This window comes from Rhizobium sp. Root482, assembly GCF_001426565.1.
Classification (GTDB): Bacteria; Pseudomonadota; Alphaproteobacteria; order Rhizobiales; family Rhizobiaceae; genus Pararhizobium.
Map to the genome: position 1 here is coordinate 30815 of NZ_LMFA01000011.1, position 16607 is coordinate 47421.

Genomic DNA, 16607 nt, shown 5'->3' on the forward strand with positions numbered 1-16607 from the left:
CTTGTCTAAGGTTCGGCAAGATGCCGACGCCCCCTTACAATTTCGTCGCTTACGGCATCGGCAACGCTCATCACTCTGCGTGAAGCGGCAAGATCGGCATGGGTGACGAGCAGGATCGGCCTGTACATTGGAGCGCCATCCGGCAGGCGATCTGTGAGGAGATGAAGTCCAGCATTCCGCGCCAGGAAATGTGGAAGGACGGAGATGCCGATTCCATACCGAACCGCCTCGACCTGACCCAGCAGCGTATTCACCGTCAGCCTGGATGCCTGCGGTGGATTGAAGGCCTCCGTCCATTTCAAAAGAGTTCCGAGACTGGCTGCTTCTGGCCATGCAACCATGCGGCTCGGTCGTTTTCCTTCCGGTGGGCCATAAAGGCCAAAGCCCATGGTTGCCAGTTGGCGCACGCGCAGATTTCCGTGCTCGGGCCGGATCATTCGCAATGCAAGATCGGCGTCATGGCGGTGCACATTGATTGTCGCAGTCGAAAACAGGATTTCCACATCCAGTGCAGGATTTACGGTGAGCAGGGGCTGAAGCGCAGGGACAATGAACGGCACAACGAGGCTTTCGATACTCGTCAGACGCACCATACCTCTAATCTGCGCGTGATCGAGGGCTTCCTGCCGCATGTCGATCATTGCAAGCTCCACCGCTTCAGCGCGCCGCAGCATTGTCTCGCCCTGATCCGTCATCACGTAGCCGGTCTGCGTGCGCAGAAAGAGCGGCACCCCGAACGCGTTCTCCATCCGCTCGATCCTGCGCGAAACAGTTGCAACACCTGCCTTGAGATGCCGCGCTGCGCCAGACAGGGTTCCCTCTCGCGCCAGTGCCAGAAAAAATCGGCAGTCGTCCCAGTTCAGATTACTCACAAAGCTTTCCATTTTTGGAAATCGGATTGCTGACATTCTGCATATCGTAAGCAAGTTTGATACGGCAACCTGCGTTGGTATCAATGTTCTAACAAGAGGTTAGTCATGCCGGCATCCATCTCGACCCGCGCATCCGGATTGCCAACCGATGGCGGCGCGCTTGTCGCAAGCGTAATGGCGGCGGTATTTTGGGGAACCAATTTCGAAGCAACGCGGATCGCGCTGCTGTATCTTCCACCCTGGTCCGCAGCAGCCGGACGCTTCGTGCTTGCTGCCGCAGCCATCATGCTTTGGCTCCGCATAGCCAAAGGCATTCGATGGAGCGTGCTTCGCCGAAATCTCACCTCCTATGCGGTTTTGGGCGTCGTTGGTGTCGCCGGCTTCAACGCCGCCCTGTTTCTTGGTATGAAGACATCAAGTCCGGTGACCGCGGCGCTCATCATGGGAACGAGCCCGCTAACCACGAACTTGCTGGAATCGCTTTTGCTTCGGCGCATGCCGTCTCCTCGTGCTCTTGCGGGAATGGTCGTCAGCCTTTTGGGCGTCGCGCTGACCGTGGGCGCGTTTTCCGGCGCGCATTTCGCTTCTGGAGATATTCTGGTCCTGCTCGGAAGTCTCGCCTGGGCTGTTTATACGATCGGATGCCGTCGCTGGGTCAGCGACGCGACACCGCTTGAAACCACCGCATGGACGATGCTCGTGGGCGCTTTCGCATTGGCGTTCGTCGGCTTCAGTGTGGAAACGCCTGTCACTTCTTTCGTCCATGCTCCTACCATCGCGTTGGTATCGATCCTATGGATGGCGTTGCTGGGGTCGGTTCTCGCCTATCTCTTTTGGCAGACAGGAATTGCCAAGCGCGGACCGGGCGCCACCTCGATCATGTTCAATCTCGTGCCCGTCTCGGCGCTCCTCGTGGCGGCGATCTTCGGTCGAACACCCGGCTTAGCGCAGATCGCCGGCGTCGCAATCGCGATCTTCGGTGTCCTGCTGGCGAGCGGGAGCGGTAAGCTGCCGGGTGTTCGGAACGGCAGGCTGCCAAGTTCCGGCAGGATTTGACCCGCTTTTTCATTTCGCGTTAGCCCACGAGATCCGCTGTAGCAAATTGTACACAAACAACTTTACCCGGCAAAGTGGTTCACGGCGAAATGGAAAGATGGATCAAACCCACGCGAAACCAACAACCATAACGCTGATCGAGTTTTTTGAAAGCCGACTGCACTTCGTCGATCGGGACTGGAGTTGTTCCCGGTAGCTGACGAAGGGCTGGCTTGGAATCGACAGCGTAAAAGTCCGACGCCCAGGCGGCGAGGAGAGCCGGCGCTCCGACCACATCGGTTGGCGGCCTGAGGTTCATGTCCTGAACCAGGCCCGTTGGTCCTATCGCAATCGCATTGTTGACGGCCTGCTGAAACATGTCGTGCATCATAGGTCTCCTTATCGAACATGCGGATCCCGGTCGCGTCGCAGTCGTGACGCGGCAATCATGTTCGTTTCGGGCGCCAGCAGGTCGTGTTTCTCGGCAAAGGCGACAAACAAACCGCGTGCGGTCTCTGCCTCGATCTCACCTCGCAGCGCGGCACTACATGCCTTGAGAGCGATCGAGTGCGCGCCGTCCCTCTGCGACGTCGGCCATTCGGCCAGATGCCGGTAGGCGTCCATCACGCTGCGGACCTTTGCCGGAAAGCCGAGGCCCACAAGAATGAAAACGGGCTGTCTGAACATATCGGGTTTCATCGTTCTCTCCTTCCCAACCCCGACTGTTGATGGGCGCCGTCGCAACGGCGCCCTAATTGAGCGGACGACGTCGATTAGGCCGCCTTCTGCGCTTCGATCTGTGCCGGAGCCGCCGACGTCAAAGTGGGCGCGCTCTGGATGGAGATCTTGCGCGGCTTCAGCGCTTCCGGGATCTCGCGAACAAGATCGATCGACAGGAGACCGTTGCTCAGATCTGCTCCGTTCACCCTGACATGGTCGGCAAGCTCGAAACGGTGTTCGAACGGACAGCCGGCAATGCCGCGATGGAGGTAACCATCGGCGGATGCCTCCTGCTTCTTGCCGGTCACAGTCAGTAGGTTGGATTGGAACGTGATGTCGATGTCTTCCTGGGCAAAGCCCGCGACCGCGACCGAGATCCGGTAGCTGTCGTCACCTCTCTTGACGATGTCATAGGGCGGCCAGTCGCTGATCGAGCGCGCGCGCTGGGCGTTTTCCAGGAGGTTGAAGACCCGGTCGAAGCCGACGCTCGAGCGGAAGAGCGGTGCATAGTCATAAGATGTTGCCATAGCCATATCCTCCTTGAAGCAACATGGGGTACGGAAGCGCCGAAAGACGGTGCCTCCAGCAAGGCCAGCCCTTCATCAGCGGCTGGCGACAATCGATTTGGTTTTCGGGATTTTCGGATTCAAGAGAGCGGCCAGAAAAAATCGTGGCTTTTTTGGCCTCTGCCGGCGCCCCTCAGTCCAGCGGATAAACCGTGGCATTATCCTGAACTTCGCGGAGGCCTTTGTAAGGGGCATGCCGCAGATTGCTCGTCGTCAGTCCAGCCCCGAATTCGATTTCGGATATTAGCGTCGGCTGGGCGAAGACATAGTTCTTGCCCTTCAGCGGAACAACCGGCGTTCGTGTCTTCAGCGTATCGAACGCCTTCTCGAGATACGCCGCATCCCTTTCCTTGACCCACGTCCCGACGGCGCCGACATAGATCCAATCGTGGCCCCGGCGAGCGGCCAGCAGCAGGCTGCCGATGAGGATGCGCACGCCCTTCGGCTCGATATGTTGGCGAGACAGTAGCCGTCCCATTTGACCTCGAGGGCCAATCCGGCCCCGCTGGCGGTGTTGACTTCAGCAACGCCCGGCAAGGCTCGACGCGATCGGGCTGGGATCGAAAGGAAGGTTCGGCTGCGCCGGATCGCGCCTGGGTCTGGATTTCGCCTTGAAGGCATCGTCCTGAAGCAAAGGCTTGGCGCGTTGCTCATTTTCTGGCCCGGGTATCCGCCGCGACCGACTTCTTCAGGGCATCCATGATGTTGATGACGTTGCTCGGTGCGGGCGCTGACGCCGGCGCCTTGGCCCTGGTCTTCGACGGCCTCCTGAGAGCCTTCTTCTTTTCCGCAATGATATCAAGAAGCCGGTCCTGAACCGGGTCGATCACCATTTTCGGATGCCAGTGCCGGGTCTGCTTTTTGATCAGTTGCTGGATAAGCGGCATCATGTCAGAATCCGCTGTCTCATCACCGATGCCCTCGAAATAGGTCTCTTTATCGCGCACCTCGTCACCATAGCGCAAAGTCCACAAAACGATACCCTTACCGCGTGGCTCCAGCATGACGGCGCGCTCGCGCCGCGTGATTACGAGACGAGAAATGCCAACCATATCCTGCGATTCCATCGCGTCGCGTATGACCGAGAACGCCTCCTGGCCGACCGGATCGTTCGGCGATAGATAATAGGGCGTATCCAGCCAGATCCACTCGATCGTATCACGTGGGGTAAAGGTGGAGATATCGATGGTCTTGGTACTGTCCGGCGCGACATTTTCGAGCTCATCGTCTTCCAGGATGATGTATTCGTCCTCGCCGCGCTGATAGCCCTTGACCTCGTCCTCTTGCATGACCTCTTTCCCCGTGACGGAATCGACGTAGTGGCTGACGACGCGATTCTGGGTCTCGCGATTGAGCGTGTGGAAGCGGACCTTCTCGTTCTCAGAGGTCGCGGGCATCATCTGCACCGGGCAAGTAACCAATGACAGCTTCAGATAGCCTTTCCAGTAAGGGCGGACTGACATGATTTCCTCCGATCAGCTTGCGCGGCGCGCTGGCGTTGTCGCGGCCTTCGCCTTCGCTGCAGTGGCAGGTTTAGCAGCCTTTTGGTTGGTGCCCTTGTTGGCGCTGGCAGCGGTGCGTTTCGGCTCGGCTTTGGCTCCGAGCCCAGCGCTTTCGCGCAGTGCCTGCAGCAGATCGCTGGGCTTGGAAGCAGCCGGCGCTTTCTTCTTCGGCAGCGAGCGGCCTTCGATCTTGGCCTTCACCAATTCCGCGACCGCGGCCTCGTATCGATCGTCAAAGGTGCTGGCATCGAAACTACCCTTCTTCTTCCCGATGATATGTTGCGCCAGATCGAGCATCTCCCCCTCGATCCTCAGATCCGGCAGTTCCTCGAACGCTTTCTCGGATGAGCGAACTTCGTAGTCGAAGTTCAGCGTCGAGGCGATCAGGCCCTTCCCATGCGCGCGGATCAGGACCGTGCGCATCCGGCGAAAAAGGACCGTGCGGGCGATGGCGGCGACCTTCGCCTTCTTCATCCCATCACGGAGCAGCACGAAGGCATCCTTGCCCATTCGGTCGGGAGCAAGGTAATAGGGCTTGTCGAAATAGACGTCGTCGATTTCGTTGCAGGGAATGAACGCGTCAATCTTCAGTGTCTTGTCGCTCTCGGGTATGGCGGCGACGACTTCATCGGGTTCCAGAACGATGTATTGGCCATTTTCGATCTCGTAGCCCTTGACCTGGTCGTTGCGCTGGACAGGATCGCCGGTTTCGCTATCGACGAATTCTCGCTTTACCCGGTTGCCGGTCTTTCGGTTCAGCGTGTTGAAGGCAATTCGCTCTGACGAGGAGGCGGCGGTGTAGAGCGCCACCGGACAGGATACTTCTCCGAACTTGATGAAGCCTTTCCAATTGGCTCTTGGGGCAACCATGACGCTGAACTCCTGACGCAACCTAGGCGATTCAAGTGAATCAGCGGGCAATTGTTCCGAGTCGAAACGAATCATTTTTCAACGACTTAGCCACTCGGCGTCGCCCCTTTTACGAGTCCCGGTTATGCTGCTGATTCTCATGCATCTTTGGGCGGCAGGTGCGCTTATAAAAAGCAGCAACCATAAAGGAGTCCCGCGATGACGAAACGTTATCTTGCCAACGGAAATCCCGCGGATGAACTGCTGGAACTGGAGGTCACCGTGGCGCTCGTCGGCGATTCCAACGTGACGCCGACCGAACTAGACGTCTACAAGCCTGCTGGGCGGCTGGACTACGCTTTGTCTCGTCGGGAGGTCAGAGCTGCATACGCCGACCTCGTGGCCCAAGGCTGGACCGACCCGATCCGATTTCTCTCTCCCGATGAACGCATACATTCTGGAAGTACGATCGAGCTTTGACAGCAGGAATGCGCTCCCATACGAAAACCCCGCCAGGAATGGCGGGGCTGATTACCTGTTATGGAGCGCTTAGCGATACGGCGACATGCACCGGGCACGCATACCGGCTCTCGGCACATATGTATCGTCATACGCACGATATGTGCGATATCGCTCCGAACACCATTGTACATGACTGCCCGAGCCAGCTACGGGACTGCCCGGCATCTGAACGTCGGTGAAGAGTAACTGCAGCGAGGAGTGCCGATCCAGGAAATCATAGGCCTGGTCAGCGGTCTTGGCTTCGACCACGGCATAGCCCTCGCCCGCAATCATGTCTGCGGTATCCATGAGGATCAGGGGATCGTCATCCACGACGAGCGCGATTGGGATGGCGAGCTTTTCGAATTCTGCGGTTTCCATTCGTCCCAAAGCTGCCCGATGGGCAATGGTTCCTCATGCATCTGCGGGCCATTTAGATGTCCCCGAGGGTTCACCTTCGAAGCCGAACGATCGGAAGAATTCCCTTGGGTCAAGACAACCTATTTCCCTGTTGTAATTGTGCGCTGCAGCATTACCTGAGTTAATCGGTTGGCAATCTGGCTCGCCGCTGCATTGAGGGCCTGACATGAGAACCATTTCCGACACGATCGAGCGGCTTTCCCGTTACCGGTCCAATCCCCTAGCCACTGGCAACACGCGTAGCACTCTAAAAAGTCTTCAGCGTTTCGGACGAAACCCGGGCAGGTTGACTGCCAAATTCCAAATGCCGACCGACGCTGCCGTCGCACCCGCGCTTGTGGTCGTGCTTCATGGTTGCACGCAGAGTGCCGACGGGTATGACCAGGGGTCGGGCTGGTCAAGACTGGCCGAAGACTACGGTTTCGCCGTTTTGTTCCCTGAACAATCCCCGGATAACAACGCCAATCTCTGTTTCAACTGGTTCAACGATGAGGACATTATTCGGGACCGCGGAGAAGTCTTGTCGATCCGGGAAATGGTCGCGACGATGACCACCACACACGGTGTCGATCCAAGGCGCATCTATGTAACCGGGCTCTCGGCAGGCGGCGCGATGGCGAACGCCTTGCTAGCGGCGTATCCCGAGGTCTTTGCCGGAGGCGCGATCATAGCGGGCCTGCCCTATGGCACAGCCTCGACGATCCCCGAGGCGCTTGATCGCATGCTCGGACATGGCCTTCTCCCAGGCTCGCCTTGAAACCAAGCTTCGCGAAGCGTCGGAACATGACGGGCCTTGGCCTACGGTGTCCGTCTGGCACGGATTGGCCGACAATACGGTCGTGAAAGACAACGCCGTTGCAATCGTCGACCAGTGGCGAAGCGTTCACGGTGCAACCGCCGGGGCGACCGCGTCCGAGATCGTCGACGGTCATTCTCGCAGGACCTGGAAAGATGCGCAGGGTCGCGATGTGATCGACCTTTATCTCATCGAGCGGATGGGGCACGGTACGCCCCTCGACACGGCGAGCGGCTACGGCCACCCCTTGCCTTATATGCTTGATGTGGGCATTTCCTCGACCGTGCACATCGCGCGGAACTGGGGTCTGACAGCATCGTTTGATAAGCGTACGGAAACGCGGAAATCCGAGTTGCCCTCCTCCAGAGAACGTTTGTCGGGCGCTGTTGGAATTCAGGACGTCATCCATGGGGCGCTGCGTTCGGCCGGTCTTATGAAGTGACGTTTTGCCACTCAGGCGACAATCCTCTCTGCCGCCTCCAAACTTAAATTCCGTGTCTGAACGTCCGCGACAATAGCCGCCGCGACGAGCTTTCCAAGCTCTTCGGCACTTGTGATCCCTTGAACGAACGGAAGCTTGTGCAACAGGAACGGTATCGACACACAATAGAGATTGTGGCTGAGAGGCTTCTCGAAGAGAGGCCTGAATTGCCCATCGAGGTCGATGCCGCCGGTTGCGATCGTCGCGGTGTCATCGGTTGCGGCGAAAGCCGTTGACGCTCTTGTCGTCCTCGCTTCGCGCACAACACCCTGCTCGATCAGGCTGGGAAACGGAACATCCCATGCGGACACGGCGTGCTGACCTGTCGCGTCGATGAAGGCCGCGAACTCGTACCGCTCCTTGCCGACAGTGACCGCTGCGCCGCGGGCTATGTTCTCGATATCGAGATCGTATTCCGATCCCAGCTTGAGCACAGACAGTCGACCGGCTCGATGCAGTGCCAAAAGCCGTTCGATGGACTGGTGCGGCACCGTTGCGTAGTCGTCTACGAACAGCGTTTTGAAATGCTTGTGGAAGCGTCTGAGGTCCTGGTCGTTGAAATGCGGGACGGCCCGTAGAACCGTCTCATGCATGCACAGGATCGCGTAGCGCCAGGGGACGGTCGTGCGCGTCGCCTTGTTAGCCTTTGCCTCGCCGAGATTTAGCGCGGCCCAGGTGAACGGGTCGTATGTCTCCCGTTCCGAGAAATAAGCACCAGCAACCGTCTCCACGGTCAACATGCCAAGTCCGATGCGCTCGGCATATGCCGGGTCGCTAGAGAATAGCTGAGCACGAAACAGTTCGAACATCTCGTCGAGCAGCCTGTCGGGAACAGTGTTTATCAGACTGTCCACGGCAACCTCGGTAAAGATCGAAAGCGGAGCGTATGGTATTGGGCAGAAGAAGTCCGCTTCCGGAAGAAGACCTTTTCTCGACATCATCGTGAGGTGGAAGTCTGGGCCGGATGCCGTGTGATATTGCATCGTTCCCGCGTCATCGAGCAGGAACGATCCGCGAGAGGTGGCAACAGATACCACTGCATCAATCCCGCTGAGCGACGTTCCGAGTATCCCGGCGGAAACATCCCCGATCGTATCAAGATTCTCGGCAGGCCAGGGCGACACGAAGAAGCCGGGCTTGGTCTCGGTCGTATCCGGCCAGTCATGCCCAGTGGCCATGACGACGTGGTCAAACGACTTGTGCTCGATTGTGCCGTCAGCGCTGGCAACTTCCACATCGATATCTCGCTCCCTGAGCTGGATATCCAGGACGCGGTGACTTGCCTTGACCTCGACCACATGGCCGCCAACCACGGCCTTCGCGAGCAAGCCCTCAAGTTGTGCTTGGAAGTACTCCCCGAGGACCACACGGGGATAGAATTCCCGTTCGCCAATGTTTTCCACGGCAATTCCCAGCATAGCCAGTTCGGCGGCGCTCTTGCGCCGAAGCCAATGGGCCAGGCTTTCGCAGACGGGCGGCAACTCTATAGAGGCGATATTGGCGAGCATCGCGCGGTCGTTGGCGCGAGGATGATAAGGCGTCCCCTTGCCCGGATCGGCGTTGGCCTCGTAGACGGTAATGGTTAGCGCGACATCGCTCTCCATCAGACCCTTTAGAGTGTAAATCCCGGTAGGACCCGAGCCGATAATAGCGATGTTGGTCAATTTGTTTCCATTCGCTGGACGTAGTTACAATCCGATTGCGAGACAGATAGGCCAGTGCCCGGCAATTACATCGGGCGGGGGATTGCCGCCTTGAATTAGTTTCTTTGTTGACGACGGTCGAGTTTCTCAACCGTCTTAAGGAGACAGGAACGCTTATCAGGGAAATGTTAAGTATGCGGCGTTGAGAGAAAATGACCTTGGCACAGAAGCGGGCTTCGATCTGCGCGCCCGCGACGTTGTCGCACCGCGGCCCTTACGGCGATGGGGGCGGCGACGCCACAGTGAAAGGCTTCTGCGCCAGCCCTATCACCTTTTTGTCCACAGGCTCTGCCGTTTTGCGCCAATAGCAGGAATAGCGGTCTTCACATTGTGTGTCTCGCTTCAGCCAGAATTGGATGCACTTGTGAGTTGGCGAACCCACGGATGCATGTTCAGACAGGAGAGCGCCCCTTGATAAAAATGAGCGTCTACTATCCGGCCGACGGCGGGTCGAAGTTCGATCACGACTACTACCGCACCCGCCATATGCCATTGCTCCAGGATAAGCTCGGAGATGCCTGCCTGCGCTACGAGATCGAGAAGGGCATTGAAGGCCGGGAACCTGGAAGCGGTCCTCAGTTCGTTGCGGCGTGCCACGTTTATTCACAGACGCTGGAGACGTTTCTTGAGGCATTGAACTCTCATAGCGCGGAGATTCGGGCGGACGTCGCCAACTACACGGACATCGCCCCGATTGTACAGTTCAGCGAAATAGTTGAAGCGTAGGCGGCTTACTCGCCTCAGCTGGTGAAAGACGGTGCAGGCCGATGGCTCCGGGAATATCATAGGCTCTCCAACCTCCGAGTCTAGGGCGGCCAATGCTCTTGTAAGCGCATAGCTGTACCAGCTGGGGTTGAAGGAAAGTGACCTGAGACCCACGTTCCCTCCGGTTTTCAGGAGAGTCTCGGACTTTCGTGCTGCGTTGCGCTTTCTGTCTGTGCCACGGTACACTTGACCTCCGAAAGAGGAAATTGCTGCCGCTCGCCGACTTTTGGTCACGTTGTCTCAGTAGATGGCCCGCTGCCCTACCTCCGGTTGCTGCTCAATCTCAGCGGAGCGACGGGGGCGAGACCGTCGAAGTATCTGGATGATCTGAAAAAGCTGCTCCGTTTTCGCCGCAGGCGACTCAGGAATATCGAGGATTCCCGGCCATGAGGTCGTGAACCCCTAGATATCATTGCGTTCCGGGCCCCTATTTCGTTTTGATCGAGCCCTGGGGATTCGGCCTGCTCATAAGTGCCTCAGATGCCTTCGACCAAGCTGGATCGCCGGGATAAAGGGCGGAGCGGAGATAGGCCCAAGTCAGCCGCTGAACAACTCCCAGCCTCTCGGAATCCTGGTCCTGAGACTCTGCGACGTCGTAGCCGGAGACGCCGCCGAGCGCGTGTTTCGCCCCGAACATCGTTAGAAGGATCTTTGGCCCAGGGCTGAACGTGTAGGCGTCGGCGCGCCAATCCTTTCGCAACGCGAAATGCCCGTTCTGATCAAGATCGCCGGCGACAACAAGCGCGGGAGCGGTCATTTTTGCATAGACCGTGTTGCGCAGGACTTTGTAGTGTTCCGACGCGAATGGCGCCAGATCGCTGCCGTTGCCTGGAGGTGCCAGCAAGACCCCTGCTTTCACCCGCGGATCAGGCAGGCTCCACTTTTTCCCGTCAACTGGATCGGTCACGCGCATGCCTGCGAGCATGCCAACGGTGTGGCCGCCCATTGAATGACCGACAGCCGCGACCCGATCGGTGTCAATGCGACCGGCAAGGCCCGGAACGGCAGCGACGATTTCATTCAGATGATCGAGGATGAAGTGCATGTCCTGCACACGGGACAGCCAGAACAGCGGACCTTCCGGCCCATTCGGATCGAGACCGAGCGCCTTTGAATCCTGGTGCGTGGGCTGGATAAGGACAAAGCCATGCGCGGCATAGAATTCGGCAAGCGGGTTATAGCCGCGCAACGAGGACAGATACGTCGATTGGCCGTGGCCGTGGGACAGGAGGATCACCGGCAGGTCGGCACCAGTCATCGGAACCGAGGCCTTGAGCTGCAGCTCCGTTTGGCGCCCTGGCACGGAGGAGACAATCGGGCTGACCGACATGAAGGGTGTCGGTGTACTCACCGGAATGTATTCGGCAGAATTGATGGGGTTGTTCATTGGGTTTGCTCTTTCTTCTGATCTGCTGCAAAAGCTGGGCTCAAGCGAGCGTCAGCACATGTTAGGGCGAATGACGCGGCGCAGGCAGTCATAACGCCTCGCCGATTTAGCTTGAAATGGCGGGAGCGGAGGACTTCTACGGACTGGTCTGGACCGGTACCGCTTGTCATGCGTTTCTCCTGTGCGTAGCCCGGCGCGATCAGCATCGGGCCCTGTCCGCCGGGCTAACGCGGTGCAGATGATGCCAGTCCCGAACTGGGGCTGATCACTGTTGGTTGCAGCGCATGAGAACTCTACCTGCCAGACCCTGGCTCGACATTCGCATGTCACGTCACCATTGTTGCGGATGCCGCCAATCGGTTGGCAATTGGCGCCGATCCCGATGCAGAATGCGCCAGCGGATTCGCGCTAGGCCGAACGCGAACATGGCATTCCACAGGGATTTTCGATCGCTCCCGCTGCAGAGCAGCCGGCAGGTCGTTCACACGTGGTTGGGCCGATGCCGTCCCCGCTGGGGTCCAGGATCCTGGTGCCTGCACACGAGTATTGACAATCTACAAAGTGAATAGGAGCTTTTGGCTGAATGCTGAGGAAGCGCTCGCCACCAGGCAATCTTCGCCTTAGTGGCGGCAGTGGTCGAGGAAACAGCGAATGGAGGGTAAGCGTTGTTCTGACCCCACCCTTCGCAGGCCTCCCATACCACGGACCGAAGATGCCAATGCGTGAAAGAGAAATAGCAGGGACGTGTTGCGTCGAATTGCTATGTGAGGATGGTTTGACCGGGAGTGGACGCTGAGCTATCTCTCGCCCATGCCTTTCTATCACGCCACATGGGACAGACACCTGCCCTCGATCCTTCGCAACGGGCTCGGCGGGTCTGCGCCGGATCGAAAGAACTTCGATTGCGAGGACGGTTTATATCTGGCGACGGATCCGTCGGCGGCTCTCCTGATCCTTATTGAGGCGGCCATGATCGACAGCGGGCCCTACCGCATTTCTCCGCGGGAAGCCAATGAGAGCATGCGACTTATCGTCATCGACGATTCAAGGATCGAGGCATGCCTTTGTATCCCAGATCCTAATCTTCAGCGGAAGGGGATCGCTTTCATCTACAAGGGAGTCGTGGATGTGCGCGGGATGCCTGTCATCAACATGGATACCGCCATGAAAGCCTTGCCATCGCACGTGCCGGATGTCCACGACAAGCCTTCGTAGGCGTGTTCTCAGACAGCGGTCCTGAGCTTTTCGTAGTTCCACGGCATCAGCTCGTCGAGCTGACTATTGGGGTGGCCGTTGACGATTCTGGTAAGCACGTCGGTGAGATAGCCAAGCGGTTCAGCGCCATTGAGCTTGGCGGTCTCAATGAGCGAGGCAATGGTTGCCCAGTGTTCGGCCCCTGCATCGGAGCCAGCAAACAGTGAGTTCTTGCGATTGAGGGCGATTGGCCTGATGGATCGCTCGACTGTGTTGGAGTCGATCTCGATGCGGCCGTCGTCGACGAACCGGGTCAGCCCATCCCAGCGTGATAGTGCGTACCGGATCGCCTCTGCAAGCTTCGTCTTCTGGCTGATGAAGCCAAGCTGTTCACGCAGCCAGGGAGCGAGGCTATCGGTGATCGGACGGCTTCTTTCCTGACGAGCCGTGCTGCGCTCTTCGTGCGTGCGGCCACGTATCTCGTCTTCGATCTTGTAGAGTTCGGCAATGCGTCTGAGTGCCTCGCTAGCAATGGGTGCGGGACCGGCGGCCGCCAGTTCGTAAAAGCGCCGACGAACGTGCGACCAGCAGAAAGCCAGCGATACGGTGTTCTTGGCAGCCAACGGGCGATAGCCGCTATAGCCGTCTACCTGAAGAATGCCGACGAAGCCGTCGAGATGGGCCATCGGACGCTCGGCTTTGCGATCCGGCGCGTAGACATAGACGACACCGGGCGGATCGGTTCCCTGCCAAGGCCTGTCATCTCAGGCATACGCCCAGAGCTGGCCGGTCTTGGTCTTGCCCCGTCCCGGATCAAGAACCGGGGCCGTCGTTTCGTCGGCGAAGAGCTTGGATGATGTCTTCAAAACGTCGAGCAGCCGTTGATGAACAGGCCGCAGGTGCCAGGCGGCCCGGCCGACCCAATCGGCAAGCGTCGAGCGGTCGAGATCGACCCCTTGCCGCTTGTAGATTTGCGCTTGGCGGTACAATGGCAGGTGATCGGCATACTTGGAGACCAGAACCTGGGCGACGGTTGCTTCGGTCGGAATACCGCCTTCGATCAGCCGGGAGGGAGCCGGAGCCTGAACCACGACATCCTCGCAGGCCCGGCAGGCATACTTCGGGCGGCGCACGACCAGCACACGGAACTGGGCGGGGACAATGTCGAGCTTTTCGCTGACGTCTTCGCCAATCCGATGCAGATCATGGCGGCAGTCGGGACAGGCGTGATCATCGATATCGACGACCATCTCGATGCGTGGCAGGTGAGCTGGCAATGAACCCCGGTTCGTCCGCCGTTTGGCAACACGGGCCTGGCGCTCTGGGGCAGAAGCTTCTTCTTTCGCTTCCAGACCATTCGCTTCGACCTGCTCGGCTTCTTCCAAGCCCAGAAGTAGCTGATCTTCGGGAAGCGTTTCGGCGCGGCGACCGAACCGGTGGCGCTGCAATTCCTTGATGATCTGACGCAGGCGGGCATTCTCCGCCTCGCGCGAAAGCACCATCGCTTTCAGCGCGTTCAGGTCATCCGGAAGCTCTTCCGCCCTTGTCGTCATGGGACAAGAACAGCATATTTTGCCTCGCAAAACGAGCTATTGGATGCGGCTGATTCAATTGGTCGCGGCCGCTATCCGGCCTTAACGGGGGTGCGCGTTTCGATTGGCGCATGCACGCGTTTCCAATCGAGTCCCTCGAACAAAGCCGAGAATTGCGCGGCCGTCAGATGCATCGCGCCGTCCTGCATTCGGGGCCAATGGAACTCGCCATCCTCAAGCCGCTTGGCGACCAGGCATACGCCACTGCCATCCCAGAATATCAGTTTGATGCGGTCGGTTCGCTTGGCCCGGAACACATAGATTGTGCCGGAGAACGGATCAGCACCCATCTCGGCCTTCACCAATGCGGCCAATCCCTCTGCGCCTTTGCGGAAGTCGACGGGCTTGGTGGCGATCATGACTTTCACCGCACCAGACGGGCCAATCACGACGATGCCTTCATAGCTTGGATGACCGCTGCGATGGTCGCGCTGTCCGTGCCAGATGCGATCCTGAGTAGCGCACCGTCAATCTCCAACTCGATGGCGACTGCTAGCGGCGTGCTCTTAGCCATCGTCTTTCGCCGTCTCAAAGGCATCTCTGCAGGCTTATCCATCACCGCTGGCACGAACATCGGCGTTGACGTCTGCCCCGATGGTTTCCGCGAATGCCGCCGCCAGGTGAACAACTGACCAGGCGACAAACCGTGCCGCCGCGCAACAGCACTGACCGACATCTCGCCGCTATGACTTTCGGCAACAATCTGAAGCTTCTCCTCGTCGCTCCATTCGCGGCGGCGACCTGATCCAGTGAAAACCTCAAACCGCTGCACCATCTCATCGCCTTGGTGCTAGGCGTAAACCCTGTAATCGTCATATGTCGAAGCCCCGTTCGGGCACAACATCTACGATCAAGCAGTGATCCGGAAGGTGGGAGCATAACAGCGCTTACAATGGAGGCGGAAATCAGCCTCCTAAACCGCGCGCCAGACGACAGCGATTTGAGCTGAGCTGCCGTTAGAGTAGAACTTCCACAAGACTTTCACTGAAATGACGGCCGCAACTGTCAGCCGACGTCAGATGGGCGTGCGCGCGATTTGAAGATCAGTGCAAAGAAGCGCGATCGCCGCTCTGGGCTCGCCAGTTGTGCGGCGTCACGCCCTGCCATTCCTTGAATGCACGATAGAACGAGCTCGTGTCCTGATAACCCAACAGGACTGCAACTTCATCGATACTAATTGTTGGATCTGAAAGAAGGTGCTCGCCCAACTCCTGCCGCGCGTCAGCCAGAAGCTGCCGAAACGTTGTGCCGTCCTCGGTAATGCGGCGCTGCAGGGTGCGTTCACTCGTTCCCAGGTCTCGAGCAATGCTGGAAATCTCGGGTCGGCCACTGGCGAGACTGCGCTTGAGAACGACTTTCACTTGCTCAGAAAAGGTGCTTTCGGCTTCAAGGCCACTTCGGGCGGCGGCCAGCGCGGGCGTCAGAAGCGCCAGAAATTCCCAGTTGTGTCCCGGGAATGGTCTGTCAAGGTCGTTGGACCTCATCACAAGGAGGTTCCGCGTGGCATTATACCGAATAGGACAGCCGAAGAATGCTTCGTGTTCGGCGCCCCCGGATCGAGGACGTGCGAAATCGACCCGGAGGGGCGCGATATGTTGGCCAGTCCCTTTTCGTCCAAGTTGGACAACGAATGCGAACGAGACATCGATCGACAGAGCTGGCTCGCTTTGCGTCGAGTAGGGCCATTCTTTCGATATTGTCAGTTCCCCGCCGCCTTCTGAAATGACGAATTTTTCGCACGTACTGAGCCTCTTGAAGCGGTCAATACGAGCCAATGCGTCGCGATAGTCGGCGGCATAGCAGGCCGCCAGGAATGCCGGCTGGTGACCGGACCTGTCAAAAGCCTTTACCAGCTTGATGGCGAAGTCAGGGTCATCAACGAGCTCCTCTACCGTTCTGTAGATTGCAAAAATCTGGGTCGTGGACAGCAGCGCGTGGGTATTCAAGTGTAGGTTGGCCGGAAGCCGGGCATGCCGCAGAATGGCGGCAGGCTTTACCCCCGCTTCTTCAAATGCCCGCCAGAAGGCCTGCGGCATCTTGCACCTATCGGCCGGGATTGCGCTCATCACCACCATCTCCACATCGGCATTGAGAGTTCTCTTTGGCTGATGCCAACCAGGTTCTCAGAGTCGGATTCGAAAAGCATTCAACGATATCCATACCTTGCAAGCCGTCTGGTTATCAGGCGAATGTGGGCGATCATGATCCAAGCTTCGGCTGATGC

General features: G+C 58.4%; 15 protein-coding genes and 5 pseudogenes. 5 read left to right on the forward strand and 15 right to left on the reverse strand.

Features of this window, described 5'->3' with window-relative positions:
* Positions 1-5: 5 nt before the first annotated feature.
* Positions 6-908, reverse strand: a complete 903-nt coding sequence (locus ASD31_RS07895) for a LysR family transcriptional regulator (RefSeq protein WP_200952143.1) — start codon at positions 906-908, stop codon at positions 6-8.
* A 69-nt stretch (positions 909-977) separates the two neighbouring features.
* Between ASD31_RS07895 and ASD31_RS07900 the strand changes: the two genes are divergently transcribed.
* A complete protein-coding gene (locus tag ASD31_RS07900) occupies positions 978-1928 on the forward strand; it encodes a DMT family transporter (RefSeq protein ID WP_082520481.1) in 951 nt (316 codons plus the stop codon).
* A gap of 79 nt (positions 1929-2007) precedes the next feature.
* Here ASD31_RS07900 and ASD31_RS07905 read toward each other — a convergent pair whose 3' ends face one another.
* The 6 genes and pseudogenes from ASD31_RS07905 to ASD31_RS07930 all read right to left on the reverse strand — a co-directional run bounded on the left by ASD31_RS07905 (position 2008) and on the right by ASD31_RS07930 (position 5565).
* Positions 2008-2295: a hypothetical protein gene (locus ASD31_RS07905; protein ID WP_320409388.1), complete on the reverse strand. Its 288-nt coding sequence runs from the start codon at positions 2293-2295 to the stop codon at positions 2008-2010.
* Between the two features lie 11 nt (positions 2296-2306).
* Positions 2307-2606, reverse strand: a complete 300-nt coding sequence (locus ASD31_RS07910; protein ID WP_056331669.1) for a DUF982 domain-containing protein — start codon at positions 2604-2606, stop codon at positions 2307-2309.
* A gap of 74 nt (positions 2607-2680) precedes the next feature.
* On the reverse strand, positions 2681-3154 hold the full coding sequence (locus tag ASD31_RS07915; protein WP_056331671.1) for an Hsp20 family protein: 474 nt from the start codon (positions 3152-3154) through the stop codon (positions 2681-2683).
* 172 nt (positions 3155-3326) lie between these two features.
* Positions 3327-3863, reverse strand: a pseudogene (locus ASD31_RS25380) (hypothetical protein).
* Positions 3844-4656 (reverse strand): Ku protein, encoded by an 813-nt coding sequence (locus ASD31_RS07925; protein ID WP_056331674.1) that lies wholly within the window; start codon positions 4654-4656, stop codon positions 3844-3846. The pseudogene ASD31_RS25380 and the gene ASD31_RS07925 overlap by 20 nt, the downstream one beginning before the upstream one ends.
* Before the next feature lie 12 nt (positions 4657-4668).
* Complete coding sequence (locus tag ASD31_RS07930; protein WP_056331676.1) at positions 4669-5565, reverse strand: Ku protein; 897 nt, start codon at positions 5563-5565, stop codon at positions 4669-4671.
* Between the two features lie 198 nt (positions 5566-5763).
* On the opposite strand from ASD31_RS07930, the gene ASD31_RS07935 reads away from it, so the two are divergent.
* Positions 5764-6024 (forward strand): hypothetical protein, encoded by a 261-nt coding sequence (locus tag ASD31_RS07935; protein ID WP_056331678.1) that lies wholly within the window; start codon positions 5764-5766, stop codon positions 6022-6024.
* A 69-nt stretch (positions 6025-6093) separates the two neighbouring features.
* Here the strand turns inward: ASD31_RS07935 and ASD31_RS27095 are convergent.
* Positions 6094-6204 (reverse strand): annotated as a pseudogene (locus ASD31_RS27095) (BA14K family protein); the annotation flags it as partial.
* 30 nt (positions 6205-6234) lie between these two features.
* Positions 6235-6426 (reverse strand): annotated as a pseudogene (locus ASD31_RS27100) (hypothetical protein); the annotation flags it as partial.
* Between the two features lie 205 nt (positions 6427-6631).
* Here ASD31_RS27100 and ASD31_RS07945 point away from each other — a divergent pair.
* Positions 6632-7703: pseudogene (locus ASD31_RS07945) on the forward strand (alpha/beta hydrolase family esterase).
* Positions 7704-7714: 11 nt separating this feature from the next.
* On the opposite strand, the gene ASD31_RS07950 reads toward ASD31_RS07945, so the two are convergent.
* Complete coding sequence (locus ASD31_RS07950; protein ID WP_056331683.1) at positions 7715-9406, reverse strand: FAD/NAD(P)-binding protein; 1692 nt, start codon at positions 9404-9406, stop codon at positions 7715-7717.
* 450 nt (positions 9407-9856) lie between these two features.
* Here ASD31_RS07950 and ASD31_RS07955 point away from each other — a divergent pair, with 450 nt between their 5' ends.
* On the forward strand, positions 9857-10171 hold the full coding sequence (locus tag ASD31_RS07955; protein WP_056331685.1) for an EthD family reductase: 315 nt from the start codon (positions 9857-9859) through the stop codon (positions 10169-10171).
* A gap of 466 nt (positions 10172-10637) precedes the next feature.
* Here ASD31_RS07955 and ASD31_RS07960 read toward each other — a convergent pair whose 3' ends face one another.
* Complete coding sequence (locus ASD31_RS07960) at positions 10638-11597, reverse strand: alpha/beta hydrolase family protein (protein ID WP_056331688.1); 960 nt, start codon at positions 11595-11597, stop codon at positions 10638-10640.
* A gap of 810 nt (positions 11598-12407) precedes the next feature.
* Between ASD31_RS07960 and ASD31_RS07965 the strand changes: the two genes are divergently transcribed.
* On the forward strand, positions 12408-12812 hold the full coding sequence (locus ASD31_RS07965) for a hypothetical protein (RefSeq protein ID WP_056331690.1): 405 nt from the start codon (positions 12408-12410) through the stop codon (positions 12810-12812).
* Between the two features lie 8 nt (positions 12813-12820).
* On the opposite strand, the pseudogene tnpC reads toward ASD31_RS07965, so the two are convergent.
* The 4 genes and pseudogenes from tnpC to ASD31_RS07985 all read right to left on the reverse strand — a co-directional run bounded on the left by tnpC (position 12821) and on the right by ASD31_RS07985 (position 16449).
* A pseudogene (gene tnpC, locus ASD31_RS07970) lies at positions 12821-14344 on the reverse strand (IS66 family transposase).
* 71 nt (positions 14345-14415) lie between these two features.
* Positions 14416-14772, reverse strand: coding sequence for an IS66 family insertion sequence element accessory protein TnpB (tnpB, locus tag ASD31_RS07975; protein WP_037103391.1), 357 nt, complete (start codon positions 14770-14772; stop codon positions 14416-14418).
* Positions 14769-15158: an IS66-like element accessory protein TnpA gene (tnpA, locus tag ASD31_RS07980; RefSeq protein WP_056331692.1), complete on the reverse strand. Its 390-nt coding sequence runs from the start codon at positions 15156-15158 to the stop codon at positions 14769-14771. Before tnpA ends, tnpB begins: the two co-directional genes overlap by 4 nt.
* Positions 15159-15426: 268 nt before the next feature.
* Positions 15427-16449 carry an AraC family transcriptional regulator gene (locus ASD31_RS07985; protein WP_056331694.1) on the reverse strand — a complete coding sequence of 341 codons (1023 nt, stop codon included), beginning with the start codon at positions 16447-16449 and terminating at the stop codon, positions 15427-15429.
* Positions 16450-16607: the final 158 nt, after the last annotated feature.